We start from the raw sequence: 23,993 nt of genomic DNA on the forward strand, positions 1-23,993 counted from the left end.
AGCAAATTTATTTTTGACTTCTTTTTATTGAAATTTCCTTTAGATATCCATTTAATGCACCTAAATAACTCCAAAACAAGAAAGAGCCTACTGTATTTACTAAAATAATTTCATTATTAAACAGACCTGAAAAAACTAAAATGATTTGAATAGTAAGTAAAGTTAAAAATTGTAAATTTAACTCCCTTTGATAAAAGTAATAACAAAATATAATTTTTATCCCATTAAATATCAAAAATATCATAAAAGGAATAAACCCAAGTAGACCAACGCTTGTTAAGATATTCAAAAAAGTATTATGCACTACTATTGACTTTTGGGAAATAAAAGTATTTGGCAATTTATCATGAGCATACGATAATAGATTTCTTGGAGAAGTTCCATAGATAGGAGAAGTTTTGAATATTTCAACCGAACTTTTCCAAATAGAGAAACGCATGTTTGATATATCCGAATTATCCACAACATCTTTACGATCTAAACTTATAGGTTCTTTTCTCTTTCCCGTAATTTCTCCGTTGACCTCTTCTTTTTTATACACTGCTGAGTAAATTTTATTAGGTACAGTAACTAACACATCTTTTGTTCCATTCTGAACTATTAAATAACCGAACAAGACTAATAAAGTAAACATACAAGAATATAAAATTTTTTTTAATACAGGTGTCTTTTTAACCCCTTGTTTGTAAAAAATTATTGAAAAAGCAAGAAACCCTACTGCTAAATAGCTTAAAAGTAAAGCGCTTCTCGATCCTGTTAATAACAAAGTAAAGAATTGGACTACAATATTGACTACTAAAAAAATTTTGATAAATATTTTTTTTGTATTTAAATACTTAAACAAATAATATAAACATAATATAATAGTAACTAAAGCAGTAGTTGCACCATAATTAGGATCTCCAAAAACTCCAAATAATCTAGATTCTAGAAAACCTATTCTTATGTGGTCTCTAGGTCCTGGTCCATAGACATAAACGTAACTGTATTGAAAAAGATACATAACTAGAGATATAATTGATAATAGAAACATCCCTACCATGACAATATAATTTATATAATCTATTATTAGAAAACTATTCTTTTGTCTTTTGACAAATTGGTATATTCCAATCACATAAATACTATTCCATACTAGCAATTTTAAATTACTACTCATTCCGTAGTTCCTATTTAATATTATAGATATCAGGAACGCAAGCAAAAATATCAAAATTAACCAATCAGTCCAATCTTTATTTTTTTCTATTAAAAAATTATATAATTCATAAAGAACTACAAAAAAACCTAAAAAAGCTAAAAAGGAAAACAGGATGCTGTCTAATGTTGATGGCAACAAGCTGTATATATTCATAGATCTAATAATCAATGAAAAAATCAAAATAAGTAAATATGATTTTTCCAAATAAAAAAATTTTTTTAAATTATCCATTATTTCACTCCTAAATTGTCTAAAAGTTGTATCCAATGTACTTTTATTTCGTCCATATTAAAATCGTTAACTCTTTTTAAAGAGATATTCTGCCATTTTAAACGCTCTTCATAACTATTACATAGTTTATTTATTTCACTAGACATTTTATTAATTTTGTAGTTTTCAATTAAAACACCATATCTACCATTATCTAAAATTTCTTTAGCTCCACTATGTTTAAAACTTATTACTGGTAACCCGCACTCCATTGCTTCGATTAAGACAAGCTGAAATGATTCAATTCTTGAAGTAGATATAAAAATTGAACTATTAACATAATGATCTATTAATGCCTCCCCATTCAAAGCTCCAACATATTCAATTACATTTTCTACGCCATTTTCTTTTATAAGACTTAAGAATTTTTTTACTTGATTCTTACTACCATTTGCCGCCACTCGTATTTTCCAAGTACTAGGTATAGTTTTTGCTACTTCAATAAGATAGTCAAGCCCTTTAATTTCCACATCTAATCTAGAAGTAAAAGAAATTACTCTTTCCGTTAATTTAGACTTCACACTAGTATTAAAAGTAACAGGATTATGAATTATTACTGAATTATGATTGAATTTACTGTAGGCTTTTAAATCTGTTTGTGTTAAACAAACTATTCTATCAACACTTGCTAAAGATTCTTCATATGACTTTAAATAGTTTTTAACCAAGGAGCCAAAAGTCTGTTCTGCAGATTCATGCATCCATGCTATTTGTTTAACTTTGGGATATTTTTTTTTCAAAGGAATTGCAAAAATAGATACCGCAGTAAAAGAATTTAGAATAATACAATCTATATTAAATGTTTCTATTAATTCGGAAAGCTGTTTTATTTCTCCTTTATAGTATTTATATGGCGTAAACTTTCCTCCACTAAAGATATACTCTGTACCTTTTTTTAACTTATCTAACAATTTGCTATGTCTTCCTTTAAAAAAATATATTTTTTCTTCAGGAAGATTAGAATAATTGTCTGTATACTTGTATGAATAATATACTAGATTGTGATTCTTGTTCAGTTCTTTCCCAAGTGTTGCAGCAATGATATTAGATCCACCATAACCAAGAGAAGGACTGACTATGCAGATATTCATCAAGATTTCCTCCCTAAGACTTTTTTTGCAATATTCAGTAGATATTTAAACTCACTTGAGCGTGAGTAAAAAACTAAATACAGAACTCCACCAATAAAAATTGATATAATTGCTTTGTATATTATACTAACTAAACCACTATAATCAATTAAAGATTGTGTGTAAACAGTGATTAGAGTTGCTAGACCTAACAAAAAGCAATATTTTGAAAATAACTTTATATATACAGACATACTTACCTTAAGCCCATACTTAAAAATGTAAAATACTTCTACCCATAACACATAGCCTAGTGAAGATATTAATGTACCTAAAAGCACACCGTTTATACCCATATTAAAAAATATTAATAAGATCAATGAGAAAGTCAAATTAATTGTGGCTTCAATAATAGATTTCCATCTTTGAATCCAATATAGACCATATGAATCTATAAAGACAAAGCTTGTATTTCTAAACATTTGAACCACTAAATTAATAATAATTAAAAAAACTGTAAAAGAAGGCAAAACATATTTATCACCAATCCACCAAATTATAAATGGATTAAGCACTGAAGCAAGAATTAAAGTAGAAAAATATAACATTGAATAATTTACAAATAAGTGTTTTTTAAACAAATCCAATGCATCTTTTGTGCTTGCGCTAACAATATAATTACCGATACTAGCAGTTATTGAGTTAGTTACTTGTTTACATAGGTTTTGTACATTATTAACTATCATTGTATAGTTCGAGTAAAAACCGACTGCTGATAGACCAACAAAACTAGAAATTAGGATACTGTCAGTTCCCATAACAATAACTCCGCCAATTTTAGAACTCATATTTCCAATTACATTTTTTTTAATACTATTCATTTTTTCTTTAGATAGTTGTTTTTTTGAGTATCTTTTCAATTCATTGTAATCTTTATCTACTTTTAAAGAAATACTTACATTTCCCAATAGTGTAAAAACTAGTTGGACAATTAGATATAGTGAAAAACTTTTATAATGTATAAGTAAATATATTTGAAAAACATTACTTAACAGTAAAAAAACAAAGTCATTCAAATTTACAATATACGTTCGTTGATGTGCTATCAACAGTGATCGCTTATACGTAAAAAAATAACTTAAAACAGAATTTGATAAGTACAATAAATAATACAAAATAAATTGATTACTAATTGAATAGTCACCAGAAATATAAGGGAAAAGCGGGATAATGCTGACTCCTATAACCGCAACTCCAACCCCTATAAAGTGATAAGCTTTCTTATATAAATCCATTAACATATTTATCTCTTCTTTATCACCTACTGCTATAGGCTTATACATAGAATATACAATAGAGGTACCTATTCCAAGTTCAGCTAAAGATAAAATGCTAAGTACATTCGTAAAAAGACCATTCAGTCCTAAATAAGTTACCCCTAAATATCTTATAAAGAATGTCCGTACCACAAATTGCATAATTAATTTTAGAAAAAATACTAAAGTAGAAATAGATGAGTTCATTATTGAATAGTAAAGACGTGATTGTTTCATATAACCCCTCCGCTTTAATTTTTACAAACTCAACTAATCAAGTTTTTTCAATCGATACTCTACCAGTTTTTTATACCATACACTTCCAAAACTTAAAGCAACAATTGCAATTTTTCTTGATTTAGTGAATCCTTTATAAGATAATATAAAATTTCTATTTTTTTTTAAAAATTCAATAATTTCTTTTGTCTCGGGAATTTGCTTATAGTTACTTGATAAAATTAGCTTATCTAAAACATAAAAATACGCCCAACATAATCTACGATTATACGAATCTTTTAAATCAGGAAAATGATTCAATATTTTTTTCTGATTATACTGCCAAGCCTTTATGACATCCAAAGTTTTCTTAGAAAATTTTTGGCCCATTATACTATCATTTCTTTGTAAATAAAAGTATTTTTCTTCATTTGATACAATGATTTTATCAGTTTCAAGTAATATATCTATAATTATATAGGCATCTTCAAAAGTTTCACCCTCTAAATATCGGTTGTTATAAAAAAGTTCTTTACGATAAAGTTTATTCCAAGCATATGCATAAAAATCTGTTCCTTCTAAAACCGACTTTATCGCTTCTTTTTTATTTAATAGAATTTCTTTTTTTTCTTTGCTAGTATTCTCATACTTATCATCACGAAAAGGAATTATTTCCACAGAACTAATATCGGCATCATAAAATTTCAAATTCTCATATAACACCTCATACATATCTTCAGCAATATAATCATCACTGTCAACAAACCCCAAATATTTTCCTTGGGCAATATCAATTCCAGCATTTCTAGCGCTACTTAAGCCACCATTTTCTTTGTGAATAACACGAACACGACTATCTTTTATTGCGTATTCATCACATATTTTACCACTATTGTCAGGAGAACCATCATCGACCAATATAACTTCAAAATTAGTAAATGTTTGTGCTAAGATTGAATCCACACATTTTCTTAAATATGGTTCTACTTTATAAACGGGAACAATAATACTAATCTCACACATTTTACTTCTCACCTTTAACTAATTCTACTGTATTTTTCAAAGACTCTCTTAATTCAAATATTGGGTACCACCCATTTTCTTTGATTTTCTTATTGTCAAGTATTGCTGTACTAGCTGTTGAAAAACCTTTTTGTTCTATGCCATCTGGCAAATCAAAAATCACTTTTTTATCACTGATTTCAGCTAATTGTTGCGCTAGTTCTTTTAATCGCAAATCAAAATTTTCTGAAGAAACGTTGTATGCCTCTCCCTTTTTACCTTCGAGTAACAAATGAAGAATAGCAGAAACAGCATCCCCCACATAGATATATGAAAAATACTGATTTCCTTCACTTTTTAAAATAATATCTTTTTGTTCAACAGCATTCAAAATAAATTGTGAAGAGGCTTTCGTATCAGATAAAAGCATCGTGGGGCCAAATGTACGGCAAAGTCTTGGAATCACAATATCAAGATCATATTTTTCAATATAAGCTTGACATAATGACTCACTAACTCTTTTCCCTTCAGGATAACCTGCTCTCAAAGTGTTGCAATCGATATATCCACAGTAATCCTCTGTGAACTTTTCTACATCACCACGATTTTCCCCATAAATTTCTACCGTTGATAAGAATAACACTCTAACAGGACGGGTTGCTACAGCATGCTTCAATACTTGCTCTGTACCAACAAGATTAGTCATAATTGTACCAATTGGATCGGTTACATAAGCTCTGGGGTGCGTATTGCTCGCACCATGTATCAAATAATCAGCTTGAACCTCTTTTGGTATAGAATTCGTGACATCACCTTCAACAATTTCAAAAGTGTCTAACTGAAGATACTTTTCAAACCGCTTTTCAAGTTTCAAACGGTTCCTTCCCATTGCATATATCTTGATTTGTATACCTAATTGTTCATTTGCAGCCATCAACGTGTCTATCAAAAAAGATCCTATCATTCCAGAAGCACCAATCATCAAAATTGATTTTTTATCTAAATTAACCAGATTAACTGCGTGATTCATCACTTTTTTCAATTCAGATTGATAAATTGGATTATCTATTAACTCCATGCCTATATCTCCTAATCCTTCATCTTTAAATAAGCTTTAAATAGTTCTAAGTCATCCGATGTAGTCAATTTAATATTTTTATCCGAACCCGCAGCAAAATACAATGTTTCGCCTAAATCCACCATCATAGTATTTGTATATGACGATTCAGAAATACCAATATTCTCACGGAATGCTTTTTCGTAAGCCCAAGTTAATTTTTCAAATTTATAGGCTTGTGGTGTTGACACGCGACGTAATGTTTCACGATTAATATATTGTCGAGTTGTTTCCTCGGTTTCTTTTACAAAAATTTGTTCATTATATGGCAACGAAGTCACTGCATTACCGTATTCTTGACACTTAACAATTACATCAGATAAAACTAATTCATCAACTAATGGACGAATCCCGTCATGGATAACAATAGTATCTTCTGGGCTTGAATGTTCTTTTAAGAAATTAACCCCATTGTTAATTGATTCTTGACCAGAATTTCCCCCTGGGATAATCCATTGTAATTTGTCAATATGGTACTCTTTTGCATAGGCATCTAGTGTTTGTTCCCAACCTTTTTTACACACAACTAAGATTCGATCAATGAGTGGATGCTTTTGAAAAGATTCCAATGTGTAGATAATTATCGGTTTTTCCTCTACCATAATAAATTGTTTAGGAATCTCCTGCCCCATTCGTTTACCGACCCCACCGGCAATAATTAAAGCTGTAATCATTTGATACAAAATCCTTTCCCTAACTAGTCAATAACTAGTTTTATTTTCAATTTTGTTTAACTTATATATTCATCAATACAGCCAAAACTGCATTCAATCTTTTACATTTTCTCATAACTAACAGTAAGTTTCAATAATTTATCGTAGACCTTAATCGAACTGTAAATATTGTCCTTTTCAAAAATAATATTTATTAAATAAAGGACACCTAACTAAATCGTTAGAGTGTCCTTTTTAAATTACTTAACTAATTCACTTTTTGTACATAACGTTTATTTGAAGTGATATACCCTTGTGGTGTTTTTAATCTTGGATAACCATTTTTACTATATTCAATTCCTTGCACTCTAATAGTAGTTCCTTTTTTTACTGGAGATCCAGGTGTTTTAAATTCTAAATCAGTATAATAACGATCATTGACAAGCATCACAATTTTTACTGGATTTTCTGTATAGTAGTTGTCAATATTACTGATTGCTGCTGAAACGATATCTTTTCTTGCCGTTAAATATCCCTTTCTTGTTACCAAGCGGGGATATCCATTAGATGAATATTCAATTCCTTGCACTTCTACTAGTGTATTCTTTTTCACTGCGGCACCTTTGCTTGTAAAGTCGGCGTTGTTATAAAATGTTTCATCTTTCATTACTACTACTCGACCTGGATTAACTGTGTAATACTTATCAATATTACTGATTGCTGCTAAAACGATATCTTTTCTTGCTGTCAAATATCCTTGAGGTGTCACTAACCGAGGGTACCCAGTTGATGAATATTCAATTCCTTGCACTTCTACTAGTGTATTCTTTTTCACTGCGGCACCTTTGCTTGTAAAGTCGGCGTTGTTATAAAATGTTTCATCTTTCATTACTACTACTCGACCTGGATTAACTGTGTAATACTTATCAATATTACTGATTGCTGCTAAAACGATATCTTTTCTTGCTGTCAAATATCCTTGAGGTGTCACTAACCGAGGGTACCCAGTTGATGAATATTCAATTCCTTGCACTTCTACTAGTGTATTCTTTTTCACTGCGGCACCTTTGCTTGTAAAGTCGGCGTTGTTATAAAATGTTTCATCTTTCATTACTACTACTCGACCTGGATTAACTGTGTAATACTTATCAATATTACTGATTGCTGCTAAAACGATATCTTTTCTTGCTGTCAAATATCCTTGAGGTGTCACTAACCGAGGGTACCCAGTTGATGAATATTCAATTCCTTGCACTTCTACTAGTGTATTCTTTTTCACTGCGGCACCTTTGCTTGTAAAGTCGGCGTTGTTATAAAATGTTTCATCTTTCATTACTACTATTCGACCTGGATTAGCTGTGTAATACTTATCAATATTACTGATTGCCGCTAAAACGATATCTTTTCTCGCTGTCAAATATCCTTGAGGTGTTACCAAACGAGGGTACCCAGTTGATGAATATTCAATCCCTTGCACTTCTACTAGTGTATTCTTTTTCACTGCGGCACCTTTGCTTGTAAAATCGGCGTTGTTATAAAATGTTTCATCTTTCATTACCACTACTCGACCTGGATTAGCTGTGTAATACTTATCAATATTACTGATTGCTGCTAAAACGATATCTTTTCTTGCTGTCAAATATCCTTGAGGTGTCACTAACCGAGGGTACCCAGTTGATGAATATTCAATTCCTTGTACTTCTACTAGTGTATTCTTTTTCACTGCGGCACCTTTGCTTGTAAAGTCGGCATTGTTATAAAATGTTTCATCTTTCATTACTACTACTCGACCTGGATTAGTTGTGTAATACTTACTTAAGTCAGGCCCACTACTATTACCCATATTTAAAAAATTACTATAGGTCATGGAAATATCAAATGGACGCCCTTCATAATTAGCTAAACCAGGGAAATACATTTGCGAAGACCATTGCCAAGCACCATGGTCATTATTCCACTGCATGGAACTATCTGGAGTATATGGATATTGCGCTACCCATACTCTGTCTCTTCCGAAGGCGGAGGTGTCGATATAGCCATTTGTTAACCACCATTTGCCAACATACAACGCATCATTTTTATACCCTAGTGCCTTTAATTGCTGGTTAAACGCAACAGAATTAGCATGGGCATTTCGCCCATTGTTTGTAAGCGTTGGATCTTCCGCATCATTAAACATTATGGTATTTTTATCTAAGCCAGAGTTAGCCGCCGCCTGAGCAAAATATCTTGCTTCATCTTGTGCTGTCGCAGCAGAGACATACATACTATAGTGATATGCTGAAACTTTTAAGCCCGCAGCTTTGGCATTTCTAATTTGGCCCGCAGCATATGGATTAACATACCAAGTTCCTTCTGTCAATTTAACCGAGACACCTGTTACACCATAGCTTTTAATTTTTTGATATTCAGCTACTGAAATGTCTCCATTCCAACTAGAAACGTCAATAAAATTCTTGCCAGGCAAATTAGGATCATTCGCATAGACGTTCGCAACTGTTGCTCGCGCTACCCTAGAAGAAATGCCGTTTTTCATAGCATATGTTCCTTTTTTATGGTTCGTTCCTTCACGTGCTGCTTCTTGATAATCCGCTTCATCTTGGTCAATGGTCTTTTTTTCTACTTCAGAGCTTTGTGATGCTTCTGTTTTACTATCTGTTGTGTTTGTTTCTGAAACAGAAGAATGTTCTTCCGTTGTACTATTTGTTGAAGAATCAAAAGACTCTTCTTTTGTGCTTGAAGTAGAACTATCTCTTTCAGAGGTATTTTCTTCTGTAACAGAAGATGTATCCTCCGTTGAATTAGTCGTTGTTTCTGACGTAGCTTGAGTGACCAAGCCAGTCTCCCCCGTTGTTTCTGTTTTTACAAGCTCTTTTCCTGATGCAATCACACTAAAACTATTTAATAATACGGTACAAATTAACATACCTGAAATGATTTTTTTCATGAAACTCTCCTTATATATTTAATAATATGTATATTTCTTAAACACTTGCCATTCGCCCTTGAAAAATGTGCATCCTATAACCTTCAACTAATTGTTTTCACATTTTAAAACTAACACCAATTATTATCTCATACCTTTATTTCAAATTCAATTACGCTTTTTTAACATTCCTATATCAATTTTTTACTTTTAAATGGTAAAAAGATGAAAACAGATCTTTAATCGATTGTTTTCATCTTTTATTTATTTTTTAAGATATTCTGTGTACGATTTTTTAATATCAACAATTAGCGCTTCATGATGGGGTTGGCGATCTTCCTCTGGTGGCAATTGCATATAATCCCCAAAAACCTCTGTTAAGTAGCGCTTGTAGCCCACTGGTATTGGCATTTTTGTATCTTCAAACGGAACAAAAATAGCAGATTTAAAATCTTCCAAATGATAAATATTACCCATGTAACGTGGTCCGACACATAATTCTGTGACATAAGGAGTGGAGCCGAAGGAATACTTAGTCATTCTTTTTTCAGCAAAGCGCCAAATATGATAGCGAACCTTTTTCGATGGAAAGATATTCAATAATACCCGACTCCCCGTTGCTAAAATGCCACCATGTTTTTCTGGTACCACTTGTGAACAGAATAAAGCATAAATTAATGCCCAAATTTTTTGTTTCTTCCTTTGAAAATTTCCTTTTGGCGCACCATCTAAAGGAAAAATATCGATAGGAATACCATGAGGAATCGCTAATCCATCTTGATAGGTTTTAATAAACGTTGTCTGTGCATCCCTAATTGTCATAAATGAATTATGATCATTATAAGTTTTTGAAGCAACTAACAATGGATAACGTTCTGTATCCGCATATTTAGGCCAAAGCACTTTTAATTTTTCATAATCTGGTCTTGGCATAAAGAAATCTAAGTCATCATCCCATGGAATAAAACCTTGACTGCGGATTGCTCCAATACAACCGCCTCCACAAAAATAACAGGTTAGATTATGTTCTTCACAAAAAGCCACAAAATATTTTGACATGCGTAAAACGACTTGTTGAATTTCTACTAATTGCGTCTGTGTTGTTTGTTCCACTTTTCCTTTTCCTCCCTATTCATTCTTTGCATATTTAAATGTTGTATAGAATAAAAAACGCATTAAGTAAAATGAACTTTTAATAACTGAAAACTGTTCATTTTGACGCAAAATTTTCCAAACCCAACTGATTGTATTCCATTTGTTAGAAGATGTAGAGGTGGTTAGCTTACGATAAATGGCTAATTTTTCGTTAATAAAATAGACCGTATTTATTTCTTTCAAAATGTTTAACCAAGTAGCATAGTCTTCATGTTTTAAATCCGGCATTAAATGGCGTTTAAGCAGATTAGATTCGACTACGACTGTTAAGCAGCCGATAGTATTTGTTTTTAAAAGATCTTGATAGGTTTGTGGTCCCTCACTAAAATTACGCTCATGCGTAATGTTGCCATTTTCATTACATACAAAATAAGAACTACATGTAAATAAAAGTTTTTTTTCTTCCATCCACTTGATTTGAACTTCTAATTTATTAGGAAGCCATAAATCATCACTATCTAAAAAGGCAATATATTGTCCCTTTGAAGCTTCAATTCCTTTATTTCTGGTCTTTGCAATGCCCATGTTCTGTTCATTTTTCAGTAAAAAGATTCTTGAATCTTTTTCCATAAAGGCAAGTGCAATATCAATAGAATCATCTTTACTTCCATCATCAATGAGTAATAATTCCCAATTCTGGTAAGTTTGTTCCAGAACGCTTTCAATAGATTTTGATAAAAATTTGCCTGCATTGTACATGGGCATAATAATTGAAACAAGTGCTGTTTCCATTTGTTCACTCCTCGTTGCATTTTATGTAAGAATGTAACAATTTATATTATCGCATAGCTCTTTTATTATTTCAACGTTCCTTATTTCCAAAAAAAGTTTGAGACATAAGCTTAAATAACTTATGTCTCAAACTTTTAACGGTAAATTCTAATAGCATTCTCTTTACAATAATCCATCGTCAATTCTTCACGTTCTTCAGACTCATCCAATCCTCTTGATGATACTTTATCAAAGAGAATTTTGATGGTTTGAAGCAGAATTTTCATATCCAACAGTAATGAATAATTCTTGATGTACAGTAAATCAAAGTTCAATTTACTATTGTAGTCAGAAGCATACTTCCCATAAACTTGGGCATAGCCAGTAATCCCCGCACGTACATTGTGACGTAAATAGTAATTCGGGTTTTCCTGATTAAATTGATCAACAAAGAATGGTCGTTCAGGACGTGGTCCGACAATGGACATATCCCCGCGAATAACATTGATTAGTTGTGGCAACTCATCAATACGTAAAGCGCGCAAGTATTTACCAACTGTAGTGACGCGACTGTCGTTACTTGTAGATAAGACTGGACCTGATTTTGCTTCCGCTGTTGCCGACATCGTTCTAAATTTTAAAATCGAGAACTCACGTTGATCTAATGTAATCCGAGTTTGTTTGTAAATCACTGGTCCCGGTGAGGTTGCTTTGACTAAAATCGCTGCAATAAGCATTAAGGGTGAGGTAATCACAAATAGGCAAACAGAGACTAAAATATCGAATAAACGTTTAATAAAATTCTCTTCTGGTTGAATTTCAAAATTTGAGACTTCGATAATACTTTCATCTTCAAAGTTCATCATGTTTGGTTTTAACATAATTAGATTTTCAAAACTTGTATCTAAAAAGATTTTTTTCTTGTGTTTGACAATTAATTGATACAATTTTACTTTTTCGTTCTCATCAACATTACTTGAAATATAAACAATATCGATTTCATCGATAATTTTTTTTAAGTTTTCATAGTAATTGCTGACAACAACGCTCGTTACTTTATGCTTGTTATTTTTATCAGACATAAAGTTTTGAATTGACCGCATAACTTGATTTTCTTTACCTAGTAAAACAACTTTTCGCTCATTGCTGACCTTTAAGTAAAGATAATAAACAAGAATTCGCCAAAGACTTAGAACAATAATTCCGATTATAAAGGAATATCCTAAAACAGAACGCGGGAACGTAAACCAACGTCCGGCAAATGTCACAATCATAATCGTTAAAGTCATTAAAATTTGACCAATCACCGTGACAAAAATAATGTCACTAATTTTGCGATTATAAAAAATATACGCACCTAACAACAAATTCAAAAAGATAAAAAAGATTGAAATGTAAATTGCAGATTTTTCATAAGCCACAAAGTTAAATGAAGGAATTTCTCGGCCAAATTTCACCATAAACCCTAAGATGATTGATAAATTATAGAGCAAAACGTCTGCTAAAATAATTACAATTCGTCTTGCATTACTCCATTCACTTTTTGATGTCATTAAAAACTTCCTCTCTTCACTTCCAGTAATTACATTATTTGTAATAACATGCAACCCCTATATTACCATAATGTCAGCGGACAAGAAAGTTCTATAGGATGAAAATTATCTGCGATGTCTTTGGACACGACTTAATTCTTCAGGTTGGTCCCAGCCCTCTTCGTCAACAGGTGCTATCGGGCGCTCTTCATTGCTAACAGGACTTGTTTGTTTCACTCGTTTTCTTCTTTTAGATGTCGTTGGTCTTTCATGTCTTCCTCGTTTTTTCTCTGGCCGGAAGTAGAAGGCTAGCCCAAGGAAACTATAAACAATCGGCATCCAATGAGGCGCTAATAAAATATCTTCCATAAATGAATGAATCCAGATTAAAAGGAAGCCTAAAAGTAAACTAACTTGCAAACGATCCAATGTTTTTTTGCGGAAACCAATCAATAAAATCATACTGACTAAAAAACCAAATAAAATCAGATAGCCAATGACACCAAAATTACTTAACGTAAATAGAAAAGCATTATGTGTCCCCAGCGGTTTCCATGAGGCCACAAAAGGCTCCATACCGACTTTAATATGTTGAGGATCAGATAACCATTTAGCAAAAAACTCATGCCAAATTCGTTCTCTTCCTGTAAATAAATCCACAGTATCCGATTCCGCACATAAGTAAAATAACAATGGTCCCAATGCAGCTACTCCGACAAAACCAAATAGCCAAACTTTCGAACGTTGCAAGAAACGTTTTGGTAAAAGATTATCCACCAGAATAAAACCAACTAAAATGGCAAAAGAGGTTTTGGATTGACTGACCCATGTACCTAAAACACCACCAATGTATACAGGTAAAAGCAGCAGGTTAAAAACCTTATTTCTATATGCTTTGATCAAACTGCTGGCCATCATTGTTGAAAACATCAACGTTGCACCAATCGTATTGGTATTAATCCAAATACTTTCCAGTTTATTTGATTCTTTAAAAATTTCGTCTGCTGGAATCAACTGTGGCAACTCCACGGACATCCGATACAAAGTCGCGCTCAAAGCAACTAAAGAGACAATTAATAAAAGCGTTTGATCCATACGGTCAAAGACACAAACTTTAAAACAAAGGACCAACAAAATAATTAAAGGAATCATTGTATCTGTTTGCATTGTGCTATGACGGATTGATTCCGTAAAGTGAAACAAGAGCCAGGTGGCTAGCGCCAACGCTACGGTCAGCCAGTCAATAAATTTTAATTTCGTACAATTTAATAGCAGTACAAGTATTACTGCTATTAATAATAAAATTGAACTATTGGCATACATATATTTTGTGACTGGCGCATCAATTCCTACGACCCACATCGTATACGAGCCGATCATTGTTACTAATAAAATAAGTCGACCGATTCTATTCAATACTTTTCCCATATTCAAACCTCATTCCATGAATGAATCACTAGTCGTTTATTCGATAAATATATGCCCCGTTCTGATCAGGTCCATATAATTTTTCAAAATGAATCGTTGGTGTGTCTAACGGTTCTAATGGTTTATAAACGACCGCATATTTAATCCCATATTCTTTTAATTTTTCTGGAGATAAACGAGCAATAATCGCATCTTTTTGCATCAACTCTAAAACAGGGGTCTGATTTCCTACTTCAACATTGATGTGCGCATAGCGATTATAAATAAATGTGTCTTTTCCTTTTGGATCTAATGGTTTCCAAGCCTCTAAGTCAGGTGTAAAAGCAACACCGTTAAATGTATGCACACCTAACATTGGCAAATAGCCATACATCAAGCGTTCGCCCACCCACAATTGGTTGGGGTCTTTTTTGTTAATTTCTTCCACTTCTACCGCTAATTTTTTACCATAGACAGCAGAAACGCCTCGAGAAATTGGATTAACAAAGGCACCAGAAACCATAATGATTCCTAATAAGACAAGGACAAATAACGTGCGCCAACGTTTAAATAAAGCAACAATTAAAACGGTAGCGACAACTAAGACACCAATGATGTCCATTCGTGTAACGTATAACCGTAAATTGCCCGTATATAAAACAAAGAAATACAGAACAACATTTAATCCTAGCGCCCCTAACCAGGCCATCATTGGAATTTTTGCTTGGCGATTCCATAAATAATCGATGAACCATAAACTTAACAACACAGCGGCAAACCCAAAGGATAACATCGCCCGTTGTTCTGGCACATAAGACCACAATGTCAACTTAGCAAAAATTGTTGGAAATTGAACGCTCATCCAAACTAAGTTAAATAAACAATACACGAATAAGACAAAACCGTAAATGTTTTCTTTGATTTTTTTATAAAAAATAAATGGTGAGAGCGGCAAAATAACAAAAAATAATTGATAAAAACTACTGATTTCCGAATTATTTGAATATGGAACATCTTGAAACGGCATTTTCCAATTTGTTAAAAATAACAAAATATCGCGTTTAGGCATATCGCCACCTAAACTTACCCGTTTTCCTGGATAAGCGGTATCCATTACTGCTTTTAAGGAATCCAATGAGCCATATAGCGATCCGCCAACAATAATCGCCGTCATCAAGAGTGCCCCACCTATCAGGACCCCATCCCACTTATCCAACTTAATTTTTTCACGAAATTCTAAAAAGAATAAAATTAAAAATAATAAAATCAAATAACCAAGTGGTACTTGTAACGCAGGATAAATAACTAAAACAAATCCTGAAGCCATAATAACAGCCGTTATCGCACAAATGACACGACGTCGAACACTACTATGATAATAGAAATAATTATAAATTCCCACTAAAAAACCTAAGCCAAAAAATACTAAATCTCCAACTGGCGAGACAAACCACCATTGAAGGGCCGAAGAAAACGGAATCCAAACACTTGCTAACAAAGCTAAATATTTATTCCGCCGTGTGACGATCAAGCCAATTTCAAAAGAAAATAAAATTAAGCCAATTAATTTAAGATTCCAATACCATGATAAGCCATACTCTTTGCCTAATAGTACATAGCCCCACGTAAAAGGTTTCGCTAACGTGGCCAAATTCCACGCTGGTGAATTATAGCCTACCACCATGTCTTGACCATTTAACGTAATCACATCATTATGTGTTTTCAAACCTGTTTGTGTTTGTGAGAGACTAAATGGGGTTTGAACGAGCCATTCATCCGAGCGAACACCTCTTGGTTCACCAGCAATTAATGAACTTTTTTGACCATCTGCATATTCAGAAACATACGCATCCCACATGTTTAATGAACTACCATGGACTTTAAAGGCGACCAGTAAAATAAAAATGACTGCCGCTAGCAGATAGCGCCAGCGTAACAAATGATCAACCAAGCGAGCGCTCTGCTCAGCTTGGTTGCGTAATGGTTGTTTTTCTTTTCTTGTAGTTAGTTGTTGTTCCATCTTTTCGCTCCATTTCGTCATCCGCAATTGCATCTAGTCAATTCGTAATGAAAAGTTGGGAATATCCCTTGTCAGATTAGGATTATAAAATGGATCATTTTCAATTAAAGGTCCCCATTTTTCTTCCATCATCACTTTTTCTTGTTCAAAACGTTTTTTCTTTTTGCCTTTATCATCATATCCACGAGTTTGAGATTCAAAATGATAAAGCTCTGCTTCATGAAGCCAGACATTGTCACGTCCTAAAGCTTGGACTTTCAGGCATAAATCAACATCATTGAAAGCTACAGTAAACGCTTCTTCAAAACCACCAACTGCATCAAAATCTGCTTTTTTCATAAGTAAGCATGCGGCAGTTACTGCTGAATAATTAACATTAATAGCTAACCGACCAAAATAGCCTAAGTCACCATGGGGATAACCATAATGACCATGTCCAGCAACACCACCTAATCCTAAAATAACGCCTGCGTGTTGGACCGTATTATTTGGATACAATAATTTCGCACCTACACAGCCAATCCGTTCTTGCTGAGCAAATGAAACCATCAAAGTTAACCAATTCTCTGTAATCACTTCGGTATCATTATTTAAAAATAATAAATACTCTCCGTGCGCTTTTTTCGCTGCACGATTGTTAATAGTTGAGAAATTGAATGGAATATCGATTGATTCAACGAAAAAGCGGCCAGGTAATTGTTGTTCAAATTCTGCATACAATTCGTGCATTTTTGGATCTGTACTTCCATTATCAGCCATAATAATCTCGTAATTTTGGTAAGTTGTTTTTTCAATAATCGATGAAACACAACGTTGTACGTCTTTATAGCCATTTTTAGTTGGAATAATAATTGAGACTAACTTTTCAGATTCAATGTCATAATAAACATCGTATAAGCCATTCGCCGCCCCATGCGTTGCATGACCATTAATTCCTCGACGAACGAGCGCATCTTGCACGGCTCTTAGCCCCGCTTCAAAAGCATAACCTTTTGAGCCCTGATCCACTGCTGTTGAGGTTGGCAGCATCCGCCAATAGTAAAGAACTTTTGGAATATGTTTGATGCGTTCTTTTGTCGTTTTTTCAGTAAATCTTAAAACTAAATCGTAGTCTTGAGAACCTTCGTAACCTTTTCGAAAGCCACCAATTTCTTCTAGAATACTCCGACGATACACGCCTAAATGCGAAATGTAATTGGTTCCTAAAAGTAAATCAGGTGACCAATCTGGTTTAAAGGCTGGATCAGAACGATTTCCATCCATATCAATCTTATCTTCATCACTATAAATTAAGTCTAGTTCTGGGTTTTCATTCAGCACTTTAACCACTTCATAAAAAGCATTGATTGCTAATTCATCATCGTTGTCTAGTAAGGCGACAAATTCTCCGGTAGCAATCGTTAAAGCAGAGTTGGTTGCTTCTGAAATATGACCATTTTGTTCACGAAAGACGACCCGAATTCGCTCATCCAATTGTTGGTACTCTGTTAAAATCTTTTTGACATTAGGATCTGTTGAGGCGTCATCGGCCATACATAATTCCCAATTAGTATAGACTTGATTCAAAATAGAATCAATGCACAACCGAAGCCATTTTTCTTCAACATTATACACTGGCATCGCAATGGAAATTTTAGGTTGATAATGAAATGTTGCGATTTCTTGCGTCATCGCTTCTATGTCTAGTACTTCATTTCTAGCTAACCAGTTAGGATACGAAGCTTGATTTCTTAGTTTCTCAATTTTCGCTCGTTGAATGGTATGAGAAATACCATTTTTAGCCATATACTTAAATCCTTTTTTGGCTTTTATCCAGAGACGAGTCACTTTATCTTCTGTCCCTGGAATCACTGGATATTTTTTATTCAAGGGAAAATCCACCGTTACAACATGTGCTGATGATTGAAAATGAAAAGGGAGTACTTTTTTTTGTTTAATTCCTTCAAGTGTAACAACAAAGCCAGCTTCAATCGCAGGATCTGTTTGATAAATTTGATTAACATCTTCACGTAAAACGCGCTGAATGTTATAAGCGGACACTTGGTTTTCATTATTAATTGTGAAAGTTGGGCTTTCTTTAGTGATTGTATCCAACGCCCAACCTGTAATGGTTAAATTATTTGTTGTTTTGTCGCGATAGATACTATCAAAGATCACCTTAATGTCTTCATTCATGTGCATTCTCCTTATAGATGTTTCGGATTTCGATAGGGATCAACTAAAGCTTCCGCGGTCCATTTTTCCGCAAGTTCTTTATAAGATCCTTTTTTATCATGGTTTTGCATTTTTTCGTCTGCTTTCAAAATTGCATAGGACACATATACATTTCGTTTACCAGCGCTAGCAAATTGTAACGATAAATCGACACCCATCCATTCTTTTCCTAAGCTTTCGTTAATTCCTTCTAAATTTAGGTAAAGTTGTTTGTTGAATAGTAAGCAGTCTTCAGTTGCTGCTTGAATATTTCTTGGTAAAGCAATTCTGTAATAGTAACCTAAGCTTTTACCAGGGGTGCCTTTTTCAGGATAAAGTAATCGACCTTTGTCTGTATCAACTGATACTCCCACTGTTTCCACGCGATAGCGTGCGTCAACTACGCGGCCAGTCACTAAACCAGAGGTCTCTTGTTGACCAATGTTCATTAACTCTTTTAACCAATCATTTTTCGTTGGTACCAATCCAGCATTTAATAAAGCCACATATTCTCCCTTAGCAGCTTGAATCATGCCATGACGAGTTTCTGTTGAAACATAACGAAGACGGTCATTTTGGATATTTATTTGATTCTCGAAGCGTGCAGGCAATAGAATTTCATAATTTGTATAGGCAGTTTTTTCTAATAATTGACGTAAGTAACTACTCATATTCTCTGTATCATTCGTAATAATCAATGATACCATCGGCACATGATCATAAAGATAGTTAATTTTATAGGAACCATAAAATTCGGCAATCTCTACTTGTGCTTTTAAGCCACGGCGTTCCGTTGCCGCTTGGACCGCTTTTTGACCAGCTACATAGGCGTAACCTTTGCTTTCAGGGTTTAGAGCAGTCGATGATTCAATGGCACGCCAATGATACATCATACCAGGAATATGCTTGATTTTCGTTGCTTGTTCCGTTGCTCGCAATACGAAATCATAGTCTTGAGCGCCGTTATATGCTGAATTCAATCCGCCTACTTTTTCTAATAAATCACGTTTCACAACAACAAAGTGTGTAATGTAATTATGGTTTAAAATCAGTTCTGGATTCCAGTCTGATTTGTAAAACGCGTTGAAGCGACGACCATTTTCTGTAATTTTATCTTCATCAGTATAAAGAAAATCAATCGTTGGGTCTGTATTTAAAGCTTTGACCACTTCATATAATGCTTGTGGCGCTAATTCATCATCGTTATCCATGAAACCAACAAAATCGCCAGTAGCAATCGACAAAGCTGAGTTAGTTGCTTCTGAAATATGTCCGTTTTCTTCGCGATAAATAACTTTGATTCGTTGATCTAGTTCTTTATATTTTTCTAGCATGGGCTTAATATGTTCGCTTGGCGATGCATCATCTGCTAAACATAACTCCCAATTTTCATAGTACTGATTTTGTAAAGAAGAGACACATGCTGCAAGCCATTTTTCTTCGACATTATAAACAGGCACAGCGACAGAAATTTTAGGCTGAAATTGGAACGTTTTAATTTCCGCTAAAACTGCTTCCACGTCAACAGGGGCTTCTGCTTTTTCTTGTCGTTTAAAGTACCACTTCACTGAGCCCATCAAACCACGTGTCTGAATCGAACGCCATGCTCGATCAAATTTCGTGCCCGGTTGAACCATGTTTGGACGCTCCACCACGTATTGAACCTTCTGGCCTGATTTGGTGTCAATGTTTAGCGTGTAGGCTGGTAAATCTTCTGGGTCTTTAATCGTAATGACAAAACCATAATCTTGATCGCCTTCTAATTCAAACATATCAATAACATCCCGACGATATTCTGTTTCCACCGTATAAGTGACTGATTCACTAGCTTCTGCAATGCTGAATCTTAGCGGATAATTTGTTTGTTTGTCATACGCCCACCCTCTGATAACAGAAACGTTATTTTCTACATCGCGAGCAATATCGTCGATGGTTAAATTAATCATTTTATCAAATTTAGTTAACGTGATTCGTTTATATTTTCCAGTAGGCATAGGGGCAGTCTCCGTCTGTTTATTCATTTCTTCTAAAAATTGATTTCTTTCATCTAACAGTGCATGAATAAAGGTATTTTCACGTTCTGAATAGTTGCCTTCAAAGAAATAATCAATGGCTACTGTCAGGTCTTTGCCTGCCATTTGTGCATCGGTTACTTCGATTACAGGGACTTGCGTATCTAAGAAATAATAGACATTCTCTTGTACCAGAAAAGCATTCGTGGCTGCGACCGGGACTGTCTCCCCGTCTATCGTCATGGATAATTTGACAATTGCCCCCGTTAAACTTGGGAATAATTTTATCAGTTGGACGTCTTCTGGTATCTTCAGTTGGAACTGTTTTGTTTCAGGTTTTTGTAAATCAACCGGTTGATCCAACTCAGTCTCTTTTTCTTCGCCGCAATTAATTAAAATATGAACGTTTTTTTCATTGTATGAATTTACTGGTGTCACTCGCTCTGGCTGTTCTACCGGTTCAGCAGTCAAGGCAAAAAAGTACTGATACACTTCACCAAAGGGACGCGCTTTAAAAGCTGCTTGCACTTCTACAGGTAACGCTTCATATGTCGTAGGAATTTCGTTGTAGCCAACTTGATTAAATGTAAAATCTTCTTTGGCAATGTATAAACCAACTTCTGCAAAAACTTTTTCAAATCCTTCTTGTAAATAGAATGATTTATGCGTAGCATCCAACAGCCCAGTTTCATTCCACGTTAAACGATTATTAAATAAATCAATTAAGACCGAATTATGCGCCAAATTAGGGAACGTGATTAAAATTTGACCGCCTGGTTTTAAAAATGGTTTAACTTTTGCTAAGGCGCTTTGAGGATTCATTAAATGTTCCAACACATCCGCAAAAACGATATAATCAAACGTCTTACCAGCAAAGTATTCGACCCAATCATTTTCATCAATATTGCCATAAAAGGCATCTGTTGAAAATTGACTGACATGATCATAAAGTTCTTTGTCTAATTCAACAATTGAGACCTGGCACTTTTTTTCTTCCATCAAATAGCTAGTCATTCGCCCATTACCTGGACCAAATTCCAAGACATCACTATTTTCTTTGATTTGTGCTACGATTTTCCCAACACTGGTACTCTCGTCTGTTTCCATTTCAAAATCATACTTCATCTTTTGTCGTATCCTTCCATTTATGATCTAAGATGACAATTCCTTCTCCGGCATAACGACCGGTAATAAACATCGTCACGTATTTTGTTTTGTAGACTAATGGGACTGTTGCATGTTCCTCAAAGAAAGCAATATCAAAATAATATTCACCTGTTAATAATGACATTTTTTCATATTCTAAATAAAAAACATTCCGTCCTTTTTTCCAAGGAATTTGCACGCCATCTAATAACGTATTTAAGCCACAGACATAATGGTTGTCCACTGTTCGAATAGCGACCCCACAAACAGGCTTCTTAATTTGGTCATTTTTGACAGTATATTCAATTTTTACAATCACTTTTTCATCTTGCGTTACCATTTCTAATGGTTCATAATCCGCGTTTAAAAGTTCCGCATGATCCACTTCAATAATATCTGGTGTTGGGGTTTCATCTTTCATGGTTGCTTCGCGGTCAACCGTTTTAATTGATTTCTTTTTCAAAAAGTTTTCGTAGTTGGTCGTCACGTCCATCGTATCTCCATATTCAACGACTTTCCCGTGTTGCAACCAAAAAGTTCTGTCACAAAAACGACGGATGGAGTTTACATCGTGAGAAACAAATAAAATTGTTTTACCAGAATTTTTAATTTCCGTAAATTTTTCCATACATTTTAATTGAAACTCTAAATCCCCGACAGCCAACGCTTCATCGACAATTAAAATATCGGGATCCACGTTAATGGCTACCGCAAAAGCCAAGCGGACAAACATACCACTAGAGTATGTCTTAACTGGTTGATACAAATGATCACCGATGTCAGCAAAATCAATGACATCTTGGACACGCTCTTCCATCTCTTCTCGGGAAAAACCCAAGACCATTCCATTTAAGAAAATATTTTCATATCCTGAATATTCAGGGTTAAAACCTGAACCTAATTCAAGCAACGCTGAAATTTTCCCATTAATCACCATAGACCCGGAGGTTGGCGTTAATACTCCTGTAATAATTTTTAACATGGTTGATTTCCCAGAGCCATTTTCGCCGACAAAGCCAATCATCTCGCCTTTTTTAATTTGCATCGTGACATCGTCTAACGCATAAAACAAATCGTGGTAAGATTTTTTGGTTGGACTAAGCGCTTCTTTAAACCGATCGGACGGCTTTTTATACATGTTGTATGTTTTGGTAATATGTTGGATATCGATTGCATATTCTGACATGTCGTTCTCTCCTTATAGTACATCTGAAAAATGTGGTTTTAAGCGTCTAAACACGGTTGAGCCAATTAATAGTAAAACAATAGTAACTCCCCAGAAATATAAGCTATATTGCCAATGTTCCCAGAACCATGCACCGCCTAAATAAGATTCGCGGTATCCTTGAACAATATAATATAATGGATTGATTTTTAAGATTGTCGCAATCATTCCAGTTGGTTGCCATAAAATTGGTAATGTCCACATAACTGTTTGCATAATGATATTGATAAATTGCATAATATCAGGTAAAAATGGTTGTGTTGAAGCAGTAATCCACGTAATTGCTGTTAAAAAGACTAATAAACAAGCTAAGTAGTAAATTAATTGCAAACTGTACAGACTTGGGTAATAACCGTTAGCTGTAGTAATTACAAAACCAATTAGAATGAAAAACAAGTGGGTGTACAAGTTCGATAAAATTTTAGACGTTGGTAAAATTTGTACATTAAACACGACTTTTTTAACTAAATAACTATATTCACGAAACACATTCGTGGCTGATAATAACGAATCTGAAAAGAAGAACCAAGGTACCATCCCTGTTACTAAATAGACAATGAACGGCATATTGTCGCCAGCTCTAGAACGAAGGCCTACAGAAAAGACAAACCAATACGTCAAAACAGTTACTAATGGCGTTAAAAACGCCCAGACAATTCCTAGTGCTGAACCAGCATACTTGGCCTTAAAATCATTAAATGAAAATTGTAATAACAATTTTTTGTTCTGAAAAATATTCTTGAAAATTGAAAATGTTTCTTTAAACATATACTTATTCCTTCCGTAATAAACTATTTTTATCTAAAATTTTTGAATACAAA

General features: G+C 33.9%; 16 protein-coding genes. All 16 read right to left on the reverse strand.

The window, feature by feature from the left end:
- Positions 1–7: 7 nt before the first annotated feature.
- Positions 8–1,432, reverse strand: a complete 1,425-nt coding sequence (locus IGL90_RS08775) for an O-antigen ligase family protein (protein WP_010818927.1) — start codon at positions 1,430–1,432, stop codon at positions 8–10.
- Positions 1,432–2,562, reverse strand: a complete 1,131-nt coding sequence (locus IGL90_RS08780; RefSeq protein WP_002389251.1) for a glycosyltransferase — start codon at positions 2,560–2,562, stop codon at positions 1,432–1,434. The genes IGL90_RS08775 and IGL90_RS08780 overlap by 1 nt, the downstream gene beginning before the upstream one ends.
- On the reverse strand, positions 2,562–4,094 hold the full coding sequence (locus tag IGL90_RS08785) for a lipopolysaccharide biosynthesis protein (protein ID WP_002389220.1): 1,533 nt from the start codon (positions 4,092–4,094) through the stop codon (positions 2,562–2,564). Before IGL90_RS08785 ends, IGL90_RS08780 begins: the two co-directional genes overlap by 1 nt.
- Before the next feature lie 33 nt (positions 4,095–4,127).
- A complete protein-coding gene (locus IGL90_RS08790) occupies positions 4,128–5,096 on the reverse strand; it encodes a glycosyltransferase family 2 protein (RefSeq protein WP_002362101.1) in 969 nt (322 codons plus the stop codon).
- A 1-nt stretch (position 5,097) separates the two neighbouring features.
- A complete protein-coding gene (locus IGL90_RS08795; protein ID WP_002384311.1) occupies positions 5,098–6,153 on the reverse strand; it encodes an NAD-dependent epimerase/dehydratase family protein in 1,056 nt (351 codons plus the stop codon).
- An 11-nt stretch (positions 6,154–6,164) separates the two neighbouring features.
- Entirely contained in the window at positions 6,165–6,866 is a 702-nt protein-coding gene (locus IGL90_RS08800; RefSeq protein ID WP_002388995.1) for an IspD/TarI family cytidylyltransferase, read from the reverse strand.
- Between the two features lie 247 nt (positions 6,867–7,113).
- Positions 7,114–9,792, reverse strand: a complete 2,679-nt coding sequence (locus tag IGL90_RS08805) for a DUF5776 domain-containing protein (RefSeq protein WP_430604634.1) — start codon at positions 9,790–9,792, stop codon at positions 7,114–7,116.
- 243 nt (positions 9,793–10,035) lie between these two features.
- Positions 10,036–10,884: a LicD family protein gene (locus tag IGL90_RS08810; protein ID WP_048737667.1), complete on the reverse strand. Its 849-nt coding sequence runs from the start codon at positions 10,882–10,884 to the stop codon at positions 10,036–10,038.
- 15 nt (positions 10,885–10,899) lie between these two features.
- Positions 10,900–11,658 (reverse strand): glycosyltransferase family 2 protein, encoded by a 759-nt coding sequence (locus IGL90_RS08815; protein ID WP_002356910.1) that lies wholly within the window; start codon positions 11,656–11,658, stop codon positions 10,900–10,902.
- A gap of 134 nt (positions 11,659–11,792) precedes the next feature.
- Entirely contained in the window at positions 11,793–13,190 is a 1,398-nt protein-coding gene (locus tag IGL90_RS08820) for a sugar transferase (protein ID WP_002356909.1), read from the reverse strand.
- 105 nt (positions 13,191–13,295) lie between these two features.
- Entirely contained in the window at positions 13,296–14,597 is a 1,302-nt protein-coding gene (locus tag IGL90_RS08825) for an EpaQ family protein (protein WP_048737665.1), read from the reverse strand.
- Between the two features lie 28 nt (positions 14,598–14,625).
- Entirely contained in the window at positions 14,626–16,629 is a 2,004-nt protein-coding gene (locus IGL90_RS08830) for a DUF7657 domain-containing protein (RefSeq protein WP_161796743.1), read from the reverse strand.
- A complete protein-coding gene (locus IGL90_RS08835) occupies positions 16,630–18,771 on the reverse strand; it encodes a glycosyltransferase family 2 protein (RefSeq protein WP_048737664.1) in 2,142 nt (713 codons plus the stop codon). It lies immediately after the preceding gene.
- An 11-nt stretch (positions 18,772–18,782) separates the two neighbouring features.
- Complete coding sequence (locus IGL90_RS08840; protein ID WP_048737661.1) at positions 18,783–21,926, reverse strand: glycosyltransferase; 3,144 nt, start codon at positions 21,924–21,926, stop codon at positions 18,783–18,785.
- Positions 21,916–23,133: an ABC transporter ATP-binding protein gene (locus tag IGL90_RS08845; RefSeq protein ID WP_002356901.1), complete on the reverse strand. Its 1,218-nt coding sequence runs from the start codon at positions 23,131–23,133 to the stop codon at positions 21,916–21,918. Before IGL90_RS08845 ends, IGL90_RS08840 begins: the two co-directional genes overlap by 11 nt.
- A gap of 12 nt (positions 23,134–23,145) precedes the next feature.
- Positions 23,146–23,940: an ABC transporter permease gene (locus IGL90_RS08850; protein WP_002356900.1), complete on the reverse strand. Its 795-nt coding sequence runs from the start codon at positions 23,938–23,940 to the stop codon at positions 23,146–23,148.
- Positions 23,941–23,993 lie beyond the last annotated feature (53 nt).

It is taken from the genome of Enterococcus sp. DIV1307a (assembly GCF_050537425.1).
In the GTDB taxonomy this organism is placed as follows: domain Bacteria; phylum Bacillota; class Bacilli; order Lactobacillales; family Enterococcaceae; genus Enterococcus; species Enterococcus faecalis.

Coding starts and splice junctions, on each gene's coding strand:
- IGL90_RS08775 (WP_010818927.1), bottom strand. CDS start 1,432: ATGGATAATTTAAAAAAATTTTTTTATTTGGAAAAATCATATTTACTT.
- IGL90_RS08780 (WP_002389251.1), bottom strand. CDS start 2,562: ATGAATATCTGCATAGTCAGTCCTTCTCTTGGTTATGGTGGATCTAAT.
- IGL90_RS08785 (WP_002389220.1), bottom strand. CDS start 4,094: ATGAAACAATCACGTCTTTACTATTCAATAATGAACTCATCTATTTCT.
- IGL90_RS08790 (WP_002362101.1), bottom strand. CDS start 5,096: ATGTGTGAGATTAGTATTATTGTTCCCGTTTATAAAGTAGAACCATAT.
- IGL90_RS08795 (WP_002384311.1), bottom strand. CDS start 6,153: ATGGAGTTAATAGATAATCCAATTTATCAATCTGAATTGAAAAAAGTG.
- IGL90_RS08800 (WP_002388995.1), bottom strand. CDS start 6,866: ATGATTACAGCTTTAATTATTGCCGGTGGGGTCGGTAAACGAATGGGG.
- IGL90_RS08805 (WP_430604634.1), bottom strand. CDS start 9,792: ATGAAAAAAATCATTTCAGGTATGTTAATTTGTACCGTATTATTAAAT.
- IGL90_RS08815 (WP_002356910.1), bottom strand. CDS start 11,658: ATGGAAACAGCACTTGTTTCAATTATTATGCCCATGTACAATGCAGGC.
- IGL90_RS08820 (WP_002356909.1), bottom strand. CDS start 13,190: ATGACATCAAAAAGTGAATGGAGTAATGCAAGACGAATTGTAATTATT.
- IGL90_RS08825 (WP_048737665.1), bottom strand. CDS start 14,597: ATGGGAAAAGTATTGAATAGAATCGGTCGACTTATTTTATTAGTAACA.
- IGL90_RS08830 (WP_161796743.1), bottom strand. CDS start 16,629: ATGCAATTGCGGATGACGAAATGGAGCGAAAAGATGGAACAACAACTA.
- IGL90_RS08835 (WP_048737664.1), bottom strand. CDS start 18,771: ATGAATGAAGACATTAAGGTGATCTTTGATAGTATCTATCGCGACAAA.
- IGL90_RS08840 (WP_048737661.1), bottom strand. CDS start 21,926: ATGAAGTATGATTTTGAAATGGAAACAGACGAGAGTACCAGTGTTGGG.
- IGL90_RS08845 (WP_002356901.1), bottom strand. CDS start 23,133: ATGTCAGAATATGCAATCGATATCCAACATATTACCAAAACATACAAC.
- IGL90_RS08850 (WP_002356900.1), bottom strand. CDS start 23,940: ATGTTTAAAGAAACATTTTCAATTTTCAAGAATATTTTTCAGAACAAA.